A 17523-nucleotide genomic window follows, 5' to 3' on the forward strand; every position below is an offset into this window, starting at 1 on the left:
TCACTCGTCGGAGGACGCTAGGAGCGGCGCCGCATGTGACCCAGTGCACGTAGGGGGACACACGCCGGAAGGAGCGACGAGACGAGGACGGCCGCTCCTCGATGTCAGAGTCCGGCGCTACCGTCGGTCCGTGACCGCTGCAGCCCAGCCCGAGCCGGCACCACACCCTCTGTTCGCCGGGGCGTCTCCGGCGGTGGTGAAGCAGTGGCTGCTCCCCCACGATGCCGACAGGTTCGTCGGCGAGTACCAGGCGGCGCTCGACGACGCCCGCACGTCGCTCGAGCTCAGTGGCGTACTCGAGGTCGTCGAGCGCTGGCGCAGCATCGCGATCCTGCAGTCCGACCCCGCGGCTTACCGACGTACCGTCCGCTACGCCGCCGGACTCGCCTCCGGCGAGCCCTCCCCCGACGACGAGCCTCTCGACGTCACCACCGTCAGGGCCGGTCAGTAGCGGGTGAACCGCCCCGGCGTGTCCGGAGAGTCGACCGCGGCCTCGTAGAAGGCATCGGCGAGGGCCACCATGACCGCGCTGACCCCGGGTCCGTCACTGAAGAAGTAATCGGCCATGGTGTTGTGGGCCTGCTGGTTGTCGACGACGGCGTCGGTGACGGCGGCCTGGAAGTCCTGCGACTCCATGAACTGCTTGCGTGAGTTCACCCTGGTCTGGGTGATCAGGTCGGGGCGCTGGTCGAGCAGCCGCTGCACGAGCCCGTGCACGAACTCACGGATCTGGGACTCGGCGAAGGCATCGGCACCGAAGAGGTCGTTCATCCTGTCGATGACGACCTGCAGGGCGACGTACTTCGGTTCCTTCTGCGTCCCGGTCCCGGCGCCGCTGATCCCCTTCAGCTGTCCGTCGCCGGTCAGCGCGATGTCGACGGGCGTCGCCTTGCTGTGCTTGACCCCGACCAGGGCCACGTCGGACAGGTCGACCTCGGCGGCCCAGGACTCGTCGGCGATCACCTTCTCCAGGAGCCGCAGGAAGATCGACAGCATCTCCATGTACGGGTCGCCGTAGTCGACGATCTGGCTCATGAAGTCGTAGAGCCGGACGTAGGTGGAGACGTCCTTGCGGAACAGGTCGAGCTCACTGCGGGCGAGCGTGTCGTCGGCCTCGATCGCCGCCGCGTACCGCTTGGCGAACTCGTTCTTCGCCGGGCTGATCGCCGAGGAGAGCGCGTTGTTGCCCTTGCGTGTCACCCAGGCCTCGGCGACCTCATGGACCTGTTCCTGGGTATAGATGCCGGAATGGGCGAGCTTGGAGGTGAGGTGGACGACGACGTACGGGTCGGTCTCGGTCTCCAGGGCGGCGTTCCTGAAGTACGGCTCGAACGACGTCCGGATGTCCTCGGGCTCGTTGACGAAGTCGAGGACGAACGTCATGCGCTTCTGCTCGCCGCTCGCGGTCCGGTGGGTGCGGTTGAGGCGCGAGAGCGTCTGCACGGCGGTGACGCCGGAGAGCTTCTTGTCGACGTACATCGCCGAGAGCAGCGGCTGATCGAACCCGGTCTGGAACTTGTTGGCCACCAGCATGATCCGGTACGTCGTGCCCTTGAACGCGGCGGCCAGGTCCGAGCCCACGCCGGGGTTGAGCGTGGCCTCGGTGAACTCGTCGTCCTTGTCCGGCTGCGGGCCCCAGTCAGTGTCCCACGTCTCGTCCTCGGCCATCGTCACCGTGCCGGAGAAGGCGACCAGCGTCCGGTAGGTGTAGGACGGGTCCTCGCCGGCGCGCTTCGCGATGTAGGTGTCGATCGCCTTCTTGTACTTCACCGCGGCCTTGCGCGAGTCGGTCACCACCATCGCCTTCGCCCTGCCCTCCAGCAGCTCGGCGACATTGGTGTGGAAGTGCTCGACGATGATCTGCACCTTCTGGCCGATGTTGGTCGGATGCAGCTTCACCCACCGCATCAGTCCCTTGCGGGCGGCGGCCTCGTCCACCACCTCCTCGCCCTCGCCGCTCTCGGCCTGCCCGGCGATCTTCAGGGCGGTGTCGTAGGACTGGTAGCCCCGCAGGACGTCGAGGATGTAGCCCTCCTCGATCGCCTGGCGCATCGAGTAGAGATGGAACTCGACCGGCTTCCCGTCGGGACCCTTGCGGCCGAAGAGCTCCAGTGTCTTGTTCTTCGGGGTCGCGGTGAACGCGAGGTAGGAGATGTTGGGCGACTCGGCCCGCTCGGTCATCTCTGCGGCCAGGATCGTCTCGACGTCGACCGAGCCGCCCTCCTCGACCTCCTTTACTTCCTCGGCGGTCAGCACCGCCTTGAGCTTCGAGGAGATCTGGCCGGACTGAGACGAGTGCGCCTCGTCGGCGATCACCGCGAAGCGCCGCCCCTTCAACGACGAGTCGGCCCGGATCTCGTCGAGGGCGTGCGGGAACGTCTGCACGGTCACCGCGATGATCAGCGCACCGTCCTTCAACACGGCCGCCAGCAGACCTGACTTCGACTTCGCGCCGGCCTTACGGACGTCCTCGGGGCTGATCGTGGCGACGATCTTGCCCGAACCGTCGATCTGGCGGATCGCGTCCTGGAGCTGCCCGTCGAGCACGGTGCGGTCCACGACCACGATCACCGAGTCGAAGACCTTCGTGTCGTCGACGTGGAGCCGGGCCAGGCGGTGGGCGGTCCAGGCGATGGTGTTCGTCTTCCCCGACCCCGCCGAGTGCTCGATCAGGTAGCGCTGCCCCACGCCCTCCTCGCGCACCGCAGCCACGATCTCGGTCACGGCCTCCCACTGGTGGAACCGCGGGAAGAGCATGCTTGTGCGCCGCACCGACGTGCCGGTGGCGACGTCCCACTCCTGCGCGCTCTCCACGATCATCAGGCGCCCGAGGATCTCCAGCCAGGCATCCTTCTGCCAAACGCGCTCCCACAGGTACGCCGTCGCCGACGTCCCGCCCTGCGCCGGCGGGTTCCCGGCGCCGGCGTCGTGGCCGACGTTGAACGGCAGGAAGTGCGTCTTCTCGCCCTCGAGCCGGGTGGTCATCGCCGCGAGGTCGTTGGAGACCGCGAAGTGCACCAGCGCCCGCCGACCGAACGACAGCAACGGCTCCGGGCGCCCGTTGGTCATCGGGTTCCGGTCCTTGCGGTACTGGTTGACCGCCTGGTCGACCGACTGGGTGAAGTCGGTCTTCAGCTCGACGGTGGCCACAGGGATGCCGTTGACGAGGAAGACCAGATCGATGCTGCGTTGGTCGGCGGTGGAGAAGCGGACCTGGCGCATGACCCGCACCCGCATCGCTGCGTACTGCTCGTTCGTGGTGGCGTTGAGGGTGGTCTCGGGTCGGAACTGCGCCATCTTCAACCGGCCGCCGCCGATGTACTGCACGCCCTCACGCAGGACGTTCAGCGTCCCGCCCCCGTGCTCGAGGGGCTTGTCGAGCATCGTGGTCAGCACGTCGAGGAACTTGGCGGTCGATCCGGCCGCCTTGAGCGCCTTCTCGTACGGCGCCTGCTGGGTCTCGGCGAGCCACGCGAACAGGTCCTCGGGGAGGAGCGCGCGCTCGCGGTCGTACCCGGTGTCGTTCGCCGAGTAGAGCCAGCCGTGGGCGTGGAGGTACGCGCAGATCTCGGACTCGAAGACCACCTCGTTGTGGTCCGCCATCACGCCATCTCCCGAACGTCAATCTGCCCCGTCACGGCCGCCGTGATCAATGCTTCCCGTCGCTCGCGGGCGAGCTCGACGAATTGCTCTGTTGCGTCAATTAAGCTGTTGATCTTTGCGACCTGGTCGTCAAAGTGCGCCGCAACACGACGCTGCTCCTCAGCCGGAGGCAGCACAATGGGCAATCGTCCGAACGTCGACCAGTTCCGAAAGTCGACAGCGCGTTCACGAACATTCGGAGCTTGCGTGGCAAGAAAGCCACTGCGACCCAAATGTCGTAGCAATCGAGCGATGTAGGTCAAATCGTCGCTGAGAGCTACTGCCTCACACACGTGGTACACCGGCGTCGCATTTCCGTGGCTGTCGGACACCCCAACCGCACCAGCGAAACCGTCGAGTGCGTGGAACACGAAATCACCCGGACGGATCTCCTGGTATCCACTTTCGGCGCTAGAGAATGTGTAGCCCTCTTCTCTTCGATTACTTCGGAGGGTTACGATTCCGTCTCTGAACGCCGTCACGACACCGAGGCCAGGAACCGCGGGCCGAGAGAGTGGACGTAACACTCGTTTGACAACTGTATGACGAGCCTTCTTCGAGGATTGGAATAGCGCATCCGCTTCTGCATCAAGCCGTTCGCGAAGCAATTCGATCAGGCGCTCCTGCTCGGCGACCAGTTCATCGATGCGTGCAGTCTCGCGGTCTAAGTAATCCGCTATCCCAGCCTGAGTCTCCGAAGGTGGCACTGGGAACTTTTGTGCCTTCAGCAGTGGCCACGCCAGACCGCGTTGGATATCGCCTACGCCTCGAGAAGAGTTGACATACGGGAAACGTGCGGCCGAGCAGGAGAACAGATATTCAGCAAACCGCCGATCGAGACTCTCGGACAGCTGACATACAACGTAGGCAGGGCTGACGATTCCGCGCAAACGAGAAACTGCAACCGAACCTCGCCACGCCTGTTGATTATTCAGGACAAGATCGCCGGGAAGAACTAGTTGGTACGCCGAGGTGTCCTCGCTCGTTGCGTGAACAACCTTGTCCGTCTTGTAGGGGACGATTCCTTCGCCGAGATATAGCGATAGGAGGCGGGCGTCTGGAACGTTCGTTCGCTTCACGGGTTTCGCTAGGCGTCCAAGCGCCACCGCTTCCCAGCTGGCCGGAGCAACGTGGAACCACGCGGTGTCGTAGCCCCGCACCTCTCGCCTCATCCCTCGACACCGCGGAGCAGCTCTTGAATCTTGAGAACCTGCTTCTCGAGGTCGGTGTCAATCTCCACAAGCGGACGTGGGGGTACGTACTTGTAGAATTTGCGGGCAAAGGGAATCTCATAACCGACCTTGACCTTGGTCCAGTCGATCCAAGCATCGGGGACGTACGGCTTCACCTCGGCAGCGAAATATGCCTCGACGACCTCGCGCATGCCTACCGCGCCTTCGGTCGAGCCGCCATAGGTGAAAGGGACAGTCTCGGTGTCGCGCTTCTTCGAGTCCGACTTGACCTTGCCCTTCCGATCCGTGATCACGTTCCCTCTCTCGTCTAGTAGCGGACGCTCGACAGTGATTGTCCAGTAGCCGAACTCGTCGTTACGTAGCACCTTAGAGCGGTCCGGGTCGCCGTCGACGAAGTCGGTGTACAGCTTGACTACCTTTGCGCGATCGCTGTTGCTGATCTCGCGGCCCTTGTCGCCCAGGTTCTTCCGCATCTTGGTCCAGAACGCGGAGCCGTCGATGAGTTGGACTCGTCCCGTCCGGTCAGGGTGCTTAGTGTTGTCGAGGACCCAGATGTAGGTAGCGATGCCGGTGTTGAAGAACATGTTCGTCGGCAGCGCCACGATGGCGTCGACGAGGTCGTTCTCCAGCAGCCACCGGCGGATTTCCGAAGGGCCGGACTCGGCGGCGCCATTGAACAAGGGCGACCCGTTCATCACGATCCCGGCCCTGCCACCGCCCTCGGATGGTGGCCTCATCTTGTGGGCGAGGTGGAGCAGGAAGAGCATCTGGCCATCTGAGGTCGCCGGCAGGCCCGGGGCGAAGCGGCCGTACTTGCCGGCCGCCGCGCGCTCCGTCGTCACCGCTTTGGCGTACTGCTTCCAATCCACACCGTAGGGCGGGTTGGACATGCAGAAGTCGAACGTGCGCCCGACGAATGCGGGGTCGGTGAGGGTGTTACCGAAGACGATGTTGGTCGCGTCGTGTCCCCGGGCCAGCAGGTCCGACTTGCAGATCGCGTACGACTGCGGGTTGTACTCCTGCCCGAACAACGTCAGCCGCGCGTCGGGGTTCTGCTCGAGCAGGTGCTCTTCGGCCAGGGCCAGCATCCCGCCGGTGCCCGCGGTGGGGTCGTAGAGGCTGCGGACGATGCCCGCCTCGGTCAGGTCGACGTCCTTCTCCGCGAAGAGCAGGTCGACCAGCAGCCGGATGGCGTCACGCGGGGTGTAGTGATCGCCCGAGGTCTCGTTCGCGGCCTCGTTGAACTTGCGGATGATGTACTCGAACGCATCACCCATGTCGGCGTTGGAGACCGTGCGCGGGTGAAGGTCGACGCCCTTGAAGGACGTCACCACCGCGCGCAGGAGCCCGGCCTTCTCCAGGGCGAGAATCTCATTCTTGAAGTCGAAGTACTCGAACACGTCGACGTCGGCGGAGAACCGGTCGACGTAATCGGCAAGGTTGTCCGCCAGGTCGTCCGCCTCGAGCAGCACGTTGGCGAACGAGTAGTTCGAGGTGTTGTAGAACGGCCGTCCGGTCGCCTTCTTGACCTCGACGCGGAGCCGCATCGGGTTCTCGTACTCCGCCGCCAGCGCGCGCACCGTGTCGCGATCGGGCTCGAGGATGCAGTCCAGGCGGCGCAGGATCGTGAGCGGCAGGATCACGTTGCCGTACTGGTTGGGCCGGTACGGGCCGCGGAGCTGGTCGGCGATCGACCAGATGAAACTCCCGAGAGTGCTCAACAGACCTCCTGCTCCTTCGCTCGGCCGCAGATCGTGCAGGAGCGGCGCGAGTCCCCGCGTGGGCTGCCTGGGCGAACGATCACGCCAGTCTGAAGCATCCGCTCAGGAGCGGGTCGGCGGGTGACACCGTGGGGGACGACCTCAGTGGCCTCGCGCTGAGGCTCCTCCGAAGCAGGTGTCCGGAGCTCGGCGAACCCCGCGAGGAACTCGCCCGGCAGCGCCGCGGCGATGCCCTCGCCGACCGGCTCGACCCGGGAACACCGGCCTACATCCCCGCCTTGGCCCGGGTCACCTCGAACAGCTCGCCGGCCGGGACCGGCTCGCCGCTGAAGAACGCCGCTGCGCGCCGCACCATCGTCCGAACCCCTGCGGATCGGACTGCGCGATCGCCTGCCGCCGCCACGTCTCCAACACCGCCTGCAACCCAGTGATGTCGTCGTCCCGCCGAGCGTCGTCGAGCGCGAGCCCGCAGGCCTGGTCGAACCGCTCGCGATCCTCAGGCAGCAACGCTCCCCGGATGGTCGCCGGCGACGCCCCCTGCGCCAGCGACCCGGCCGCGGGCACCTCGCTCGAAGCAGAAGCACTCACCGCGCCACGGTAACGCCTCGACTCGACACCGAGGGGAACCCTGACGACGTGGTGCCGGCTCTCGGCAGGCCGGCGATCGGCATCGACCGGCCGGTGGGTCCCGGTTCGAATCCCTGACGGCGCACCCGATCATTGCAAGGTCGGGCGTGCGGTGGTTGTCTCCAGGAGATCGACGGTCCGGCGACGGAACGGAAGCTCCTCCCGGAGGCAAGGACGTGCGCTCTGACGAGTTCGTCGCGTTGCTGACACTGGACGACGGCACCAGCCGCTCGTACCGAGTGGTCGAGGGCTCGAACGTCATCGGCCGCGGCAAGGACGCCCACGTCGTGCTCACCGACGTCTCCGTGTCCCGACGTCATTTCGTGATCGAGTGGGACGGTCGGCACGCCACGCTGTCCGACCGGTGGTCGACCAGCGGCACGTTCGTCAACGGCATCCCCGTGCAGACCGAGCAACTCGCCGACGGGGACACCATCCGCGTCGGACGCTCCGAGCTGCTGTTCCGCGTTCAGGCGTGATGGGGAGACGGGCCCGCGACGAGCACCTGGTGACCGGGGCGGTCCGAGCCCTGCGGTCCGGCCATGGTCGAGGGTGACGAGATCGTGCTGGGCCCCCTGCCCAAGGGCATCGCGGGCCACACCGACGGGGCGCGGGCCGTCAGCGAGTCCAGCTTCGCCTTCGAGACCCTCGACCTGCCCGGCTCGGTGCCCGGCGCCTGACCTCGTACCGCGGCAGCGCCCCGGCGCGCGACCGGCGGTCCCGCCCCGCCGACCGGATTCCGGCGAAGGGCGCCCCTCGCCGATCTACCCGAACCAAGGTGCCCTTCGGTCGGACCGCCTTCGTCCGCATCCAACGCGAGCTCGACCTCGAGCAGGCCGCGCTGCTCGTCCGCTGACCGTCACCGTCCGCGGTCGAGCCCACCGGACCTGCTCGCGGGCGCCAGGTCTCGAGCTCAGCGCCCCCGGGAAGCGTGCCGGGTGTCCGCGGAGGCCATCGCGGCCTCGAGCCGCGCCAGCAGATCGCGCGCGACGGCCTGCTCCGGTCCCGACAGCGATCGGCAGACGTCGTCGATCCGCCTGATCGAGGGCAGCCAGGCCTCGAGGGTCGCCGCGCGCCCGGCGGGGGTGTCGGTGACCGTGACCCGCCGGCGGTCGTCGGCGTCGCGGACCCGTTCGACCAGCCCAGCCCGCTCGAGACGATCGACCAGGACGGTGGTGGCCGGCGAGGACACCCCCAGGCGCCGCGCGAGCTCGGCGACCCCCATCGGCCCGTGCTCGGAGAGCGTCATGACCGCGGTCATGTCGTTGAGGTTCGTCCCCATGCGACGGGCCGTCCGGACGGTGAGGTCCTGCGCGGCGCTGATCAGACGGCGCACCGCCAGGGTCGTGTCGTCCAGCTCCGCGAGCGCGGGCTCCCGGCGGATCGCCTCGTCGGTCATGGCGACCATCTCATCATGGTCGAGTCGTTAACTTGTTTACCGACCGGGGTAGCCACGCGGACCGACACCATCGCGGGAGGACCCGTCAATGAGCACCCCGAGCATCCTGATCTCCGGCGCGAGCATCGCCGGGCCCGCCGCCGCGTCCTGGCTGGCCGCCGCCGGGTGGGACGTCACGGTCGTCGAGCGCTTCGACCACCTGCGCGACGAGGGCCAGAACGTCGACATCCGCGGGATCGGGCGCGAGGTGATCCGCCGGATGGGCCTCGAGGACGCGGTCCGGGCCCACCACACCCGCGAGACCGGCCAGGCCTTCGTCGACGAGGACGGCCGCGCGTACGCCTCCTTCCCCGCGGGCACCGACGACACCGACAGCAGCCCCACCGCCGAGCTGGAGATCCTGCGCGGGCAGCTCGCCCGCCTCCTGTACGACCACTCCGCGAACAGCGCCGAGTACCTCTTCGGTGATCAGATCGTCGACCTGCACGACGACGGACAGGGCGTCGACGTGCGGTTCGCCCACGGTCCGGGCCGCCGGTTCGACGCCGTCGTCATCGCCGAGGGGACGCGCTCGCGCACCCGTGACCTCGTGTTCCCCGACGCGCGCGTCGACGAGCTGGGGCTCCTCGCGGCCTACTTCACGATCCCGCGCACCGCCGCCGACGACCGGCAGTGGCGCATCTTCTTCGGCGGTCGTGGGCGCCTGGTCCACCTCCGCCCCGACAACGTCGGCACCACCCGCGCCATGCTCAGCATGTACACCGACGCCCGCGGACTCGACCGGCTCGACCGCGACGGCATCGTCACCGTCCTGCGGGCCACCTACGGTGACCTCGGGTGGGAGACCCCGCGCATCCTCGCCGCGCTCGACGACGCGCCGCTCTACGTCGACCAGATCGCCCAGGTCCGCCTCCCCACCTGGCACCGGGGACGGGTCGCGGTCCTCGGCGACGCCGCGTGGTGTGCCGGCCCCTTCGGCACCGGGACGACCAGCGCCCTCGCCGGGGCCTACGTGCTGGCCGGCGAGCTCGGCGCGACGCCCGACGACGTCCCGGCGGCCTTCGCCCGCTACGAAAGCATTTTGCGCCCGCAGACCGACCGCGCGCTGGACTTCGTCCCCCGCAACGGGCACCCCCGCGTCGAGTGGCACCGTCGGCTCCTGCGCGCCGGACTCCGCGTCGCCGCCGGCCCGATCGGCGGCGCCCTCGCCCGGATCGGCGTCTTCGACCCCTCCCTCCCCGTCGACACCGTCGAGCTCCCCCGCTACCCGATGCCGGCACCCGTGGCCGTCTGATCACCTCCGTCGTCGGGCGGCAGCGGGGGCTGGTGCTGGTCGAGATCGGCGAGCCAGGCGAGGAACGCCCGCGCCCGGGGCGACGGGAACGGATCATCGTGCGGGCGCAGCAGGTAGTGCGCCTGACGCATCGGGAACGACCGGGGTAGCGCGAGGCTGATGCGCCCGGTCCGGACGGGGGCGCGCGCGAACCGTTCCGGGATCGCCGCCGTGGCCTCCCCGGCGACGACGAGCTCCAGCGCGGCCACGGTCGTGTCCACCGTGACGGTCGTCCGGGTCACCGCGTCGATCCCGCCGACCATCGCGCCCACCGCCGCCTCCTGGGACCCCGACCGCGGCCTCGAGGTGCTGTGGAACGACGGCCAGGCCGCCACCTACTCCCCCGCCTGGCTGCGCCGCTACGACTACTCGCTCGACGCCCCCGACCGCCGACGCTCGCCGGTGGCCCTGTGGCCCGCCGAGGCCGGCGAGCCCCCGCGGTTCACGCACGCCGAGGTCGTGGGCAGCACGGAGGGCCAGCTGGCCTACCTCGACGCCGTCCGCGAGCACGGCGCCGCGATCGTCACCGACGTCCCCGCCGAGCACCACGAGGTCGAGCGCTTCGCGCAGACGATCGGTCACGTCCGCGAGGTCGCCTTCGAGCGCGTCCACAACGTGCGCCACGACCCGGCCGGATACAACGTCGCCCACACCCCGGGCGAGCTCAAGCCCCACACCGACATGCCCAGCTACAACTGGCCGCCGTCGGTCCAGCTGCTGCACTTCCTCACCAACCGGGCCACCGGCGGCGAGTCCACGCTGGTCGACGGCTGGGCCGCCCTCGCCGAGCTGCGCCGCGACGCCCCGCAGCACTTCGACACGCTCACCCGGGTCCCCGTGCCCTACCAGCTGTTCAGCGACGACGAGGACACCTGGGCCGAGAACCCCATGGTCGCGCTCGACACCGACGGCGAGGTCCGGCTGTTCCGGTTCTCCAACCAGCTCGCCCAACCGCTCGCCGCGCCCTTCGAGCAGGTCGAGGCGTTCTACGACGCCTACCGCCACCTCGGGCAGATCATCGACTCCGGCCGCTACCGGGCCACCTTCACGTCCCGCGACGGCGACCTGCTCACCGTGCACTCCCACCGCGTGCTGCACGGCCGGCTCACCTACGACCCCACCAGCGGCAGCCGCCACCTCCAGGACGTCTACATGGAGTTCGACGACCTCATGGCGCGGCGCCGCGTCCTGCGCGGCGAGCACCAGCCGCTGGCCGCCCAGGCTCAGGAGGACGCGTGACCACGTCCCGACCGACCGTCGGCTTCACCGCCATGGCCGACGGCACCGCCGCCGACTACGCGCTGCTCGAGACCTACGAGCAAGCCGAGCTCGCCCGCTTCCCCGACCGCGTGCTCGGGTGGCTGCGGGCCATGGACGAACACACCGGCTACCAGGTCACGCGCCTCGAACACAGCCTCCAGGCCGCCACTCGCGCCCACCGCGCGGGTGAGGACGAGGAGACCGTCGTCTGCGCCCTGGTGCACGACGTCGGCGACATGATCGCCCCGGCGAACCACTCCGAGGTCGCCGCCGCCGTCGTGCGCCCCTACGTCTCGGAGCGCAACCACTGGATCCTCCAGCACCACGGGGTGTTCCAGGGCGTCTACTGGTTCGACCACGTCGGCGCCGATCCGCACGCCCGCGACCGCTACGCCGACCAGCCCTGGTACCAGGCCTGCGTCGACTTCTGCGCGGACTACGACCAGAACTCCTTCGACCCCGACTACCCCTCGGAGCCCCTCGCGTTCTTCGAGCCCATGCTCCGCCGCGTGTTCGCCCCCGACCGCGTCCGGGCGCCCGACATGAGCTGACCCGACGGGGGAACGCCCCGGGCGTGGGCGATGGACGCCGCGGGACGGCTGTGGGTCACCACCCAGCGCCGCCCGGGGCTCCTCGCGTTCGACCCCCGCCGGCTCGACCGGCCCAACGCGTTCTCGTGGTGGACCGACGACCGCCTCGGCACCCCGGACGGCGTGTGGTTCGACAGCGACGGGAAGGTGTGGGCCGTCGACACCGCCAGCAACGCGATCGCGCGCTACGACCCGCAGGCCGCCGAGCAGCAGCGCTGGTCCTTCTTCGGCGCCCACCCCAGGTCCAGAGCCCGTTCGACATCAAGAGCCCCGACCCGGCCGACGGCTGGCTGTGGTTCACCGACAAGGACGGCGACTCCCTCGCGCGCATCCGAACGGTCTGACCTCACCGGCATCGGGGACTCAGGGACCCGCAGCGACAGGTGCGTCGGCGGCCCGTGCGGACGCAACACGGGCGAGGCAGCTGGACCAGCGCCCGTCCGACCTGTTCGTGACCGGACGGCTGTTGTTCACCAAGCGCACGCGGCGTACAACAGACGCATCAGGGCCACGGTCGGCCACGGCGGGACCGGCAGAGAAGGTCACGTCCCCCGGCATGGCTCTGTGCTCGGACCACAGGAACCCACGCGACACCGCCGCTCGATGCGGAGGCAGCCGGGGGTCTGCGTCGGCCGCTGATCCGCGGCGACCGACGCCGAGACCGCGACCACGGCCCCAGGTGCACGCCTGGTACCCCGCGCTCCGAGTACCCGGGCACCCGTTCCCGCCTTGCTCCGCGGGGGCGGGTGCCCGGGCCCCCTACTCAGCCGGCCATCTCAGCGCGCCGTCGTACTCGAGGACGAGGCGACGGAGACGGCGCAGGGCGCCGAGCTGCTCGAGGATGAGCAGCGCGAGACTCGGGTCGTCGTCGCTGATGAGCGCCGCCAGGAGGTGGACGTCCTCCAGCGGGCGCTCCGTCGCTGGCGAGCCGCTGCGGCCGGCCAGGTTCGACGCCCGGAGCAGCACGGCGTGCGCTCGCGTGCCGGGGCAGATGAGCGCCGGGTCGACGGGCTCGAGCGGAGCCGAGTCCGGTCCCATGATCGCCTCGAGGGCCCGGCGCACCGTGCCGATCACCACGCCCGTCTCGGCCAGGAGCCGTTGAGCGGGCCCCGGCGGGCCCTCGACCAGCGACAGCAGCAGGTGTTCGGTTCCGGCGCGCTCGCGTCCACCTGCCGCGGCGTGCGCGGCAGCCCGTCGCCACCCCGACCACCGACGGGCGTCGTCGATGAACGATCGAGGCGCCACAGGACCTCCACCGCGGACCGACGAAGACTCCATGTGTACAGTACATATGCCTGATGACGGACTGCATCGCGGTGGCACCGGGGACCTCTAAGGTCACGGAGTGACCTCTCGGGAGCTCCAGGCCCTCGACGCGGCCATGATGCGACTGCGCCGCGTCTGGGCCCCGACGCCGTCGCGCGCCCCGCGGGTCCCCGATGGCTTGGGTCGCGTGGAGCTCTCGACGGTCCTGGTCGTGGAGGCGTGCGTGCGCGGGGATGCGCAGCACCCGACGACGGTGGCGGACGTGGCCGCGTTCGCCGGCGTGGCGCCGAGCACCGCGAGCCGATTCGTGCGGCGTGCCGCCGAGGCCGGGATGGTGGTCCGCGACGTGCACGACGGTGACGGACGTCGCGCCGCGGTCGAGCTGACCGACGCCGGCCGCGCGCTCCACGAGCGGGCCCGGGCGTTCCGCCTCCAGCGCCTGCAGTTCACCCTCGAGGGCTGGTCCGACACGGAGGTCCTCGTGTTCGTCGACCTGCTCGGCCGCTTCGCCGCGGCGGCGACGGACCCGGACCGCGGCGCCCCGCTCGACCCCGCCTTCGAGGGTGACGACGAGGACTGAGCAGCGCTCCTCCAGGACCTCCGGGGACGACGTCGGCCGCTCCGTTCGGTGTACAGTGCACGGGTCGTGCACAACCCACGTGCTTCGACGCCGAGGAGGCCGCTCCGCCACCTCGGACCCCCTGTCGACGCCGAGGACGACGAGATCATGGTGCTCACCCGTGCCGCGGAGCTCGCGGTCAGCGCCGCGACCCGCCGCGAGGACGTCCCGGCTCTCCGCGTGCGGATCGCGGAGCCGAGCGGAGGCGGGGCGCCCTCTCCCGTGATCGTCGAGACGGAACTCGCCCAGGGGCCGAGACCCGGCGAGTTCGCCGTGAGCCGGGGGGCTGCCACCGTCTACGTGCCCTCCGCGCTGTTCGACCAGCACGCCGAGTCGACCCTGGACCTGCACCGACCACGACAGGGCACGGCACCTCGACTGGTGCTCCGGGGTCCGTCAGCCGGCTCCGAGGTCCCGGGCCGACGCCGAGGGCTCTGACCCTGGTCGCCGCCGGCGAGTCGGCGGCGACACCACAGACCGGGTCGGCGCCGTTCGAAGCCACCCCCTCTCGAACGGCACGACCCGTCCGGCCCGGCCGGTCGCCACTCCCCCCGAGCGACCGGTCGGGCCCCTTCGCCGCGCGGCGGAGAGGTCGTGAGGTTTGTGTACCGTACACATAGGGAATGCGGTGCGACCTCCCGCCGACCAGAGAGGTCTCCTCGATGCCACCCGCCATGCCGCCGGCAGAGCGTTCCGGCGCAACCCCCTGACGCGGCATGGACGACGGCAACGAGTCGCCGGTCCGCCGTCTTCCTCCGGGCGGACCGGAGGCCCGCCGGCACGGCTGCTCGTGCTCGGTCCTCGCCAACGCCGGACACCGCGTCGATCCTGCGCAGGCCGCTCTCGTCGATCCGGGATGCCCGGTGCACCGGACGGGCGACCAGCACCGGGAGGGACGGCAGGGATGACCGTGCGCACGACGATCGGCGTCTGACGATGCCGGCACCGACGGTGGCCGTGACCGGCGCCACCGGCACGGTCGGCCGGCACGTCCTGCGCGAGCTGGTCCACGCCGGTCCCGACCTCGAGGTGCGCGGCCTCGGGCGCGCCGATCCGGGATGGCGCCTCCCCGGCGACGCGGCGTGGACGCGCTTCTCGTTCACCGACCCGACGACGTGGACCGCCGCCTTCTCCGGGGTGGACGCCGTCTTCGTGGTCCGGCCCCCCGAGCTCGTGGACGTCACCCGGGACCTGCTGCCGGCCCTGATCGCCGCGCGCGACCTCGGGGTCCGCCGGGCCGTCCTGCTCTCCGTGCTCGGCGCCGAGCGCAACCCCCTGCTCCCCCACCGCCGCATCGAACGCTGGCTCGAGACGTCGGGCATGGCCGCGACGACGCTGCGCGCGAGCAACTTCATGCAGAACCTCGCCGGCGTGCACGCCGCCGACATCCGCGACCACGACCGCATCGTCGTGCCCGCCGGGGACGCCGCGATGTCCTACGTCGACGCCCGGGACGTGGCCGCAGTTGCCGCCCGCTGCCTGGTGGAGCAGGCGCCCCGGCGCGGGGCGTGGGACGTCACCGGACCGGCGGCGATCACCCACGACGACGTCGCCGAGGCGCTGACCCGCGCTCTCGGCCGGCCCATCCGCTACACCCGGCCCGGCCTGCCCCGGTACTGGGCGCACGCCCTCCGGTCGGGCATGCCGGCCGGGCTCGTCGCCGCGACCTCGGTGCTCTACACCCTCGCGCGGGTGGGCGTCGGGAGCCGGACCACGACGGACGTCGCCACCGTCCTCGGCCGAAGCGGGGCCGACATCGCCACGTTCGCCGACGACTACCGCGCCGTGTGGCGGCCCCACCCGCAGGCCCGGTCCTGATCCCGCTGACCGGCGCGTCCCGTTCCGGCGGGTGTCCGGTTCAGCCCACCTGGTCGAGACGCAACCGGTGCGCCAGCACGTCCGAGGCCACGTCGACGAGCAACCGGGTCTCGACGAACGCGTACCCGCGCAGGCGGTCGAACGCGGCCTCCGTCGACACGTGGAGCTGCTCGGCGACCATGCCGGCGGCCATGTGGACCTCTTCGTGCCTCATCACCCGCACCCCGAGTCGCCCCGCCGCAGCCTCACGCTGGACACGGGCCGCGGTGCCGGCCGGATCCTGCAGACCCAGCAGCACCAACGCCGCGGTCTGGGCCAGCTCGCTCCCGGCGGCGAGGGCCTCGGCGTCGAGCGGGGTCGGTGTGAGCCGATAGGTGCTCAGCGAGCCGATGGGCAGTGACCCGAAGCTCAGCGGGAACACGAACACCGCTCGCGCGGGGGAACGTTCGACGACTCGGGAGGCGTAGACCGGCCATTGCGCGGCGGCCCCGGCGTCCAGGTCGGGCAGCAGGACGGGCACGCCGAGGTCGAACGCCTCGAAGCAGGGTCCCTCCCCCAGGCTGTACTGCAGCTCCTCGAGCTCGGCGGCCGTGTCGTCGCTGGCACAGAGCGTCTCGCGGTGACGTGTGCCGCTGATGGCCGAGATCGCGGTGCCGTCGACGAGCAGCGCATCCGCGGTCGACCGGCACACGATGCGCAGCGCCTCGGTGGGATCGGGTCCGCGGAGGGCGAGCGCCACGGCGTCGCGCATGCTCGTCAGATCGGTCGGCGTGTCCCGCCGCCCGGCCCCGTCGGTCATTGCTCTCGCCCGTCGCATGATCGTGACGGAGCCCGGCGCGGGGGCCTGCCCTGTCGAGCGGCGGGGTGGTGATGATCGACTCCAGCCGGAAGAGTGAGGAAGGGACCGAGGGCGAGGCTGGGGCGTCAACCCGATTGCAGGGTGTTACCCACGACGTCGGCGCGCACGCTCTCCTTTCCTCCACTTTGGCGCCGGCGAGGTGGCGCGGTGGCGGTTGACGCCTGGGATCCTCAGGACGACGTTCGACCAGGCGGCGTAGCCCAGGTTCTGGGACCGCCGGTCGGCCGCTGCCCCGCGTCCCGTGGCAACGTCCCTGAGGATGGGCACGGTGTCGGGCTATCCGCTGAGCGGGTAACGCCTTCGTATGTCGTCCACACAGGAGCGCGACGAGCGCGAACACGTCAGCCAGGAGAGCGACGAGCGCGTCGGCGCCGATCTGGCGCGCACCCTCGAGGAGGCCGCCCGCGCGCTGCTCGAACGCGGCGAGGAGGAGGGCGTCGAGCACACCCTCGGGCTGGTGGTGCGCGGTGCGGTCCAGACAGTCCCGCACGTCGAACAGGCCGGCATCTCGCTGGTCGAACGCGGCGGCCGGGTGCAGTCCTACGTCCCCAGCAGCCAGGTCGTCCGCGAGCTCGACGAGCTGCAGAACGAACTCGGCGAAGGCCCCTGCCTGGACTCCATCTGGTACGAGCAGCGCACGCTCGTCGACGACATGGACCAGGCCCACGATCGCTGGCCCCGGTACGCCCCGGCGGCCCTCGAGCGCGATGTCGGGTCGTTGATGTCGTTCCAGCTCTTCACCGAGCGCGGCAGCGCCGGTGCCCTCAACCTCTACGCCGCCCGGCCGCACGTGTTCGACGAGAGCACCGCTGACGCCGGGCGGCTCTTCGCCGCCCAGGCCGCGCTCGTGCTGCACGGCGCCCAGCACATCCAGGGCCTGCACCTCGCGCTGGACAACCGCGACGTCATCGGGCAAGCCAAGGGGATCCTCATGGAACGCTTCGGTATCGGCCAGCAACAAGCGTTCTCGATGCTCGTCGAGTCCTCCCAGCACACCAACATGAAGCTGGTCAAGGTCGCCGAGTGGCTCACCGGCGAGCACGAGAAGAAGAGCGGCGCCTCCTGAGAGTCGACCTCGGCCCGCCCCCTGGGCGGGCGCCTTCCACCGAGCGCCGCACGTCCTGACGTGCACGACCGGTTGGGCGCGATCTACACTCCCTTCACGCGGCCGTCGTGACTCTCCCCGGCGCAGCGCG

Annotated in this window: 17 protein-coding genes and 1 pseudogene; 10 read left to right on the forward strand and 8 right to left on the reverse strand. The window is 70.0% G+C overall.

The genetic code is table 11. The features are described 5' to 3' along the window. Positions 1-130: 130 nt before the first annotated feature. Complete coding sequence (locus tag WCD41_RS29215; protein ID WP_337718770.1) at positions 131-451, forward strand: DUF6247 family protein; 321 nt, start codon at positions 131-133, stop codon at positions 449-451. Here the strand turns inward: WCD41_RS29215 and WCD41_RS29220 are convergent. The 4 genes and pseudogenes from WCD41_RS29220 to WCD41_RS29235 form a co-directional block, all read right to left on the reverse strand. Further along, a complete protein-coding gene (locus WCD41_RS29220) occupies positions 445-3603 on the reverse strand; it encodes a type I restriction endonuclease subunit R (protein WP_337718771.1) in 3159 nt (1052 codons plus the stop codon). The genes WCD41_RS29215 and WCD41_RS29220 overlap by 7 nt on opposite strands. Further along, on the reverse strand, positions 3603-4802 hold the full coding sequence (locus WCD41_RS29225; protein WP_337718772.1) for a restriction endonuclease subunit S domain-containing protein: 1200 nt from the start codon (positions 4800-4802) through the stop codon (positions 3603-3605). The genes WCD41_RS29220 and WCD41_RS29225 overlap by 1 nt, the downstream gene beginning before the upstream one ends. 8 nt (positions 4803-4810) lie before the next feature. Beyond that, positions 4811-6556: a type I restriction-modification system subunit M gene (locus WCD41_RS29230; RefSeq protein ID WP_337718773.1), complete on the reverse strand. Its 1746-nt coding sequence runs from the start codon at positions 6554-6556 to the stop codon at positions 4811-4813. A gap of 372 nt (positions 6557-6928) precedes the next feature. After that, positions 6929-7144: pseudogene (locus tag WCD41_RS29235) on the reverse strand (DUF6247 family protein); the annotation flags it as partial. Positions 7145-7359: 215 nt separating this feature from the next. On the opposite strand from WCD41_RS29235, the gene WCD41_RS29240 reads away from it, so the two are divergent. Then, positions 7360-7662 carry an FHA domain-containing protein gene (locus WCD41_RS29240; protein WP_337718774.1) on the forward strand — a complete coding sequence of 101 codons (303 nt, stop codon included), beginning with the start codon at positions 7360-7362 and terminating at the stop codon, positions 7660-7662. 63 nt (positions 7663-7725) lie between these two features. Further along, positions 7726-7863 carry a hypothetical protein gene (locus WCD41_RS29245; protein ID WP_337718775.1) on the forward strand — a complete coding sequence of 46 codons (138 nt, stop codon included), beginning with the start codon at positions 7726-7728 and terminating at the stop codon, positions 7861-7863. A gap of 233 nt (positions 7864-8096) precedes the next feature. Here WCD41_RS29245 and WCD41_RS29250 read toward each other — a convergent pair whose 3' ends face one another. Continuing rightward, positions 8097-8591: a MarR family winged helix-turn-helix transcriptional regulator gene (locus WCD41_RS29250; RefSeq protein WP_337718776.1), complete on the reverse strand. Its 495-nt coding sequence runs from the start codon at positions 8589-8591 to the stop codon at positions 8097-8099. Between the two features lie 79 nt (positions 8592-8670). Between WCD41_RS29250 and WCD41_RS29255 the strand changes: the two genes are divergently transcribed. Beyond that, positions 8671-9876, forward strand: a complete 1206-nt coding sequence (locus tag WCD41_RS29255; RefSeq protein WP_337718777.1) for an FAD-dependent monooxygenase — start codon at positions 8671-8673, stop codon at positions 9874-9876. On the opposite strand, the gene WCD41_RS29260 is transcribed toward WCD41_RS29255, so the two are convergent. Next, positions 9846-10136 carry a LysR substrate-binding domain-containing protein gene (locus WCD41_RS29260; RefSeq protein WP_337718778.1) on the reverse strand — a complete coding sequence of 97 codons (291 nt, stop codon included), beginning with the start codon at positions 10134-10136 and terminating at the stop codon, positions 9846-9848. The genes WCD41_RS29255 and WCD41_RS29260 overlap by 31 nt on opposite strands. A gap of 1 nt (position 10137) precedes the next feature. Here WCD41_RS29260 and WCD41_RS29265 point away from each other — a divergent pair, with 1 nt between their 5' ends. Continuing rightward, entirely contained in the window at positions 10138-11154 is a 1017-nt protein-coding gene (locus WCD41_RS29265) for a TauD/TfdA family dioxygenase (RefSeq protein ID WP_337718779.1), read from the forward strand. Next, positions 11151-11726, forward strand: coding sequence for an HD domain-containing protein (locus WCD41_RS29270; RefSeq protein ID WP_337718780.1), 576 nt, complete (start codon positions 11151-11153; stop codon positions 11724-11726). Before WCD41_RS29265 ends, WCD41_RS29270 begins: the two co-directional genes overlap by 4 nt. Positions 11727-12524: 798 nt before the next feature. On the opposite strand, the gene WCD41_RS29275 is transcribed toward WCD41_RS29270, so the two are convergent. After that, positions 12525-13010, reverse strand: a complete 486-nt coding sequence (locus WCD41_RS29275) for a Clp protease N-terminal domain-containing protein (protein WP_337718781.1) — start codon at positions 13008-13010, stop codon at positions 12525-12527. A 100-nt stretch (positions 13011-13110) separates the two neighbouring features. Here WCD41_RS29275 and WCD41_RS29280 point away from each other — a divergent pair, with 100 nt between their 5' ends. The 3 genes from WCD41_RS29280 to WCD41_RS29290 all read left to right on the forward strand — a co-directional run bounded on the left by WCD41_RS29280 (position 13111) and on the right by WCD41_RS29290 (position 15468). Beyond that, positions 13111-13611: a MarR family winged helix-turn-helix transcriptional regulator gene (locus tag WCD41_RS29280; protein WP_337718782.1), complete on the forward strand. Its 501-nt coding sequence runs from the start codon at positions 13111-13113 to the stop codon at positions 13609-13611. A gap of 147 nt (positions 13612-13758) precedes the next feature. Beyond that, positions 13759-14088 (forward strand): hypothetical protein, encoded by a 330-nt coding sequence (locus tag WCD41_RS29285; RefSeq protein WP_337718783.1) that lies wholly within the window; start codon positions 13759-13761, stop codon positions 14086-14088. A 498-nt stretch (positions 14089-14586) separates the two neighbouring features. Then, positions 14587-15468, forward strand: a complete 882-nt coding sequence (locus WCD41_RS29290; RefSeq protein ID WP_337718784.1) for an NAD(P)H-binding protein — start codon at positions 14587-14589, stop codon at positions 15466-15468. Between the two features lie 40 nt (positions 15469-15508). Here WCD41_RS29290 and WCD41_RS29295 read toward each other — a convergent pair whose 3' ends face one another. Continuing rightward, complete coding sequence (locus WCD41_RS29295) at positions 15509-16267, reverse strand: GAF domain-containing protein (RefSeq protein ID WP_337718785.1); 759 nt, start codon at positions 16265-16267, stop codon at positions 15509-15511. Positions 16268-16631: 364 nt separating this feature from the next. Between WCD41_RS29295 and WCD41_RS29300 the strand changes: the two genes are divergently transcribed. Continuing rightward, positions 16632-17393 (forward strand): GAF and ANTAR domain-containing protein, encoded by a 762-nt coding sequence (locus WCD41_RS29300; RefSeq protein WP_337718786.1) that lies wholly within the window; start codon positions 16632-16634, stop codon positions 17391-17393. The last annotated feature ends 130 nt before the right edge of the window (positions 17394-17523 follow it).

Origin of the sequence: Actinomycetospora aeridis (assembly GCF_037400275.1) — a bacterium.
Taxonomy (GTDB): Bacteria; Actinomycetota; Actinomycetes; order Mycobacteriales; family Pseudonocardiaceae; genus Actinomycetospora; species Actinomycetospora aeridis.

Bases quoted from the DNA above. Each gene is read 5' to 3' on its own strand.
- WCD41_RS29295 (WP_337718785.1), bottom strand. From the start codon at position 16,267: ATGACCGACGGGGCCGGGCGGCGGGACACGCCGACCGATCTGACGAGC.
- WCD41_RS29220 (WP_337718771.1), bottom strand. From the start codon at position 3,603: ATGGCGGACCACAACGAGGTGGTCTTCGAGTCCGAGATCTGCGCGTAC.
- WCD41_RS29255 (WP_337718777.1), top strand. From the start codon at position 8,671: ATGAGCACCCCGAGCATCCTGATCTCCGGCGCGAGCATCGCCGGGCCC.
- WCD41_RS29245 (WP_337718775.1), top strand. From the start codon at position 7,726: ATGGTCGAGGGTGACGAGATCGTGCTGGGCCCCCTGCCCAAGGGCATC.
- WCD41_RS29290 (WP_337718784.1), top strand. From the start codon at position 14,587: ATGCCGGCACCGACGGTGGCCGTGACCGGCGCCACCGGCACGGTCGGC.
- WCD41_RS29285 (WP_337718783.1), top strand. From the start codon at position 13,759: ATGGTGCTCACCCGTGCCGCGGAGCTCGCGGTCAGCGCCGCGACCCGC.
- WCD41_RS29250 (WP_337718776.1), bottom strand. From the start codon at position 8,591: ATGGTCGCCATGACCGACGAGGCGATCCGCCGGGAGCCCGCGCTCGCG.
- WCD41_RS29300 (WP_337718786.1), top strand. From the start codon at position 16,632: ATGTCGTCCACACAGGAGCGCGACGAGCGCGAACACGTCAGCCAGGAG.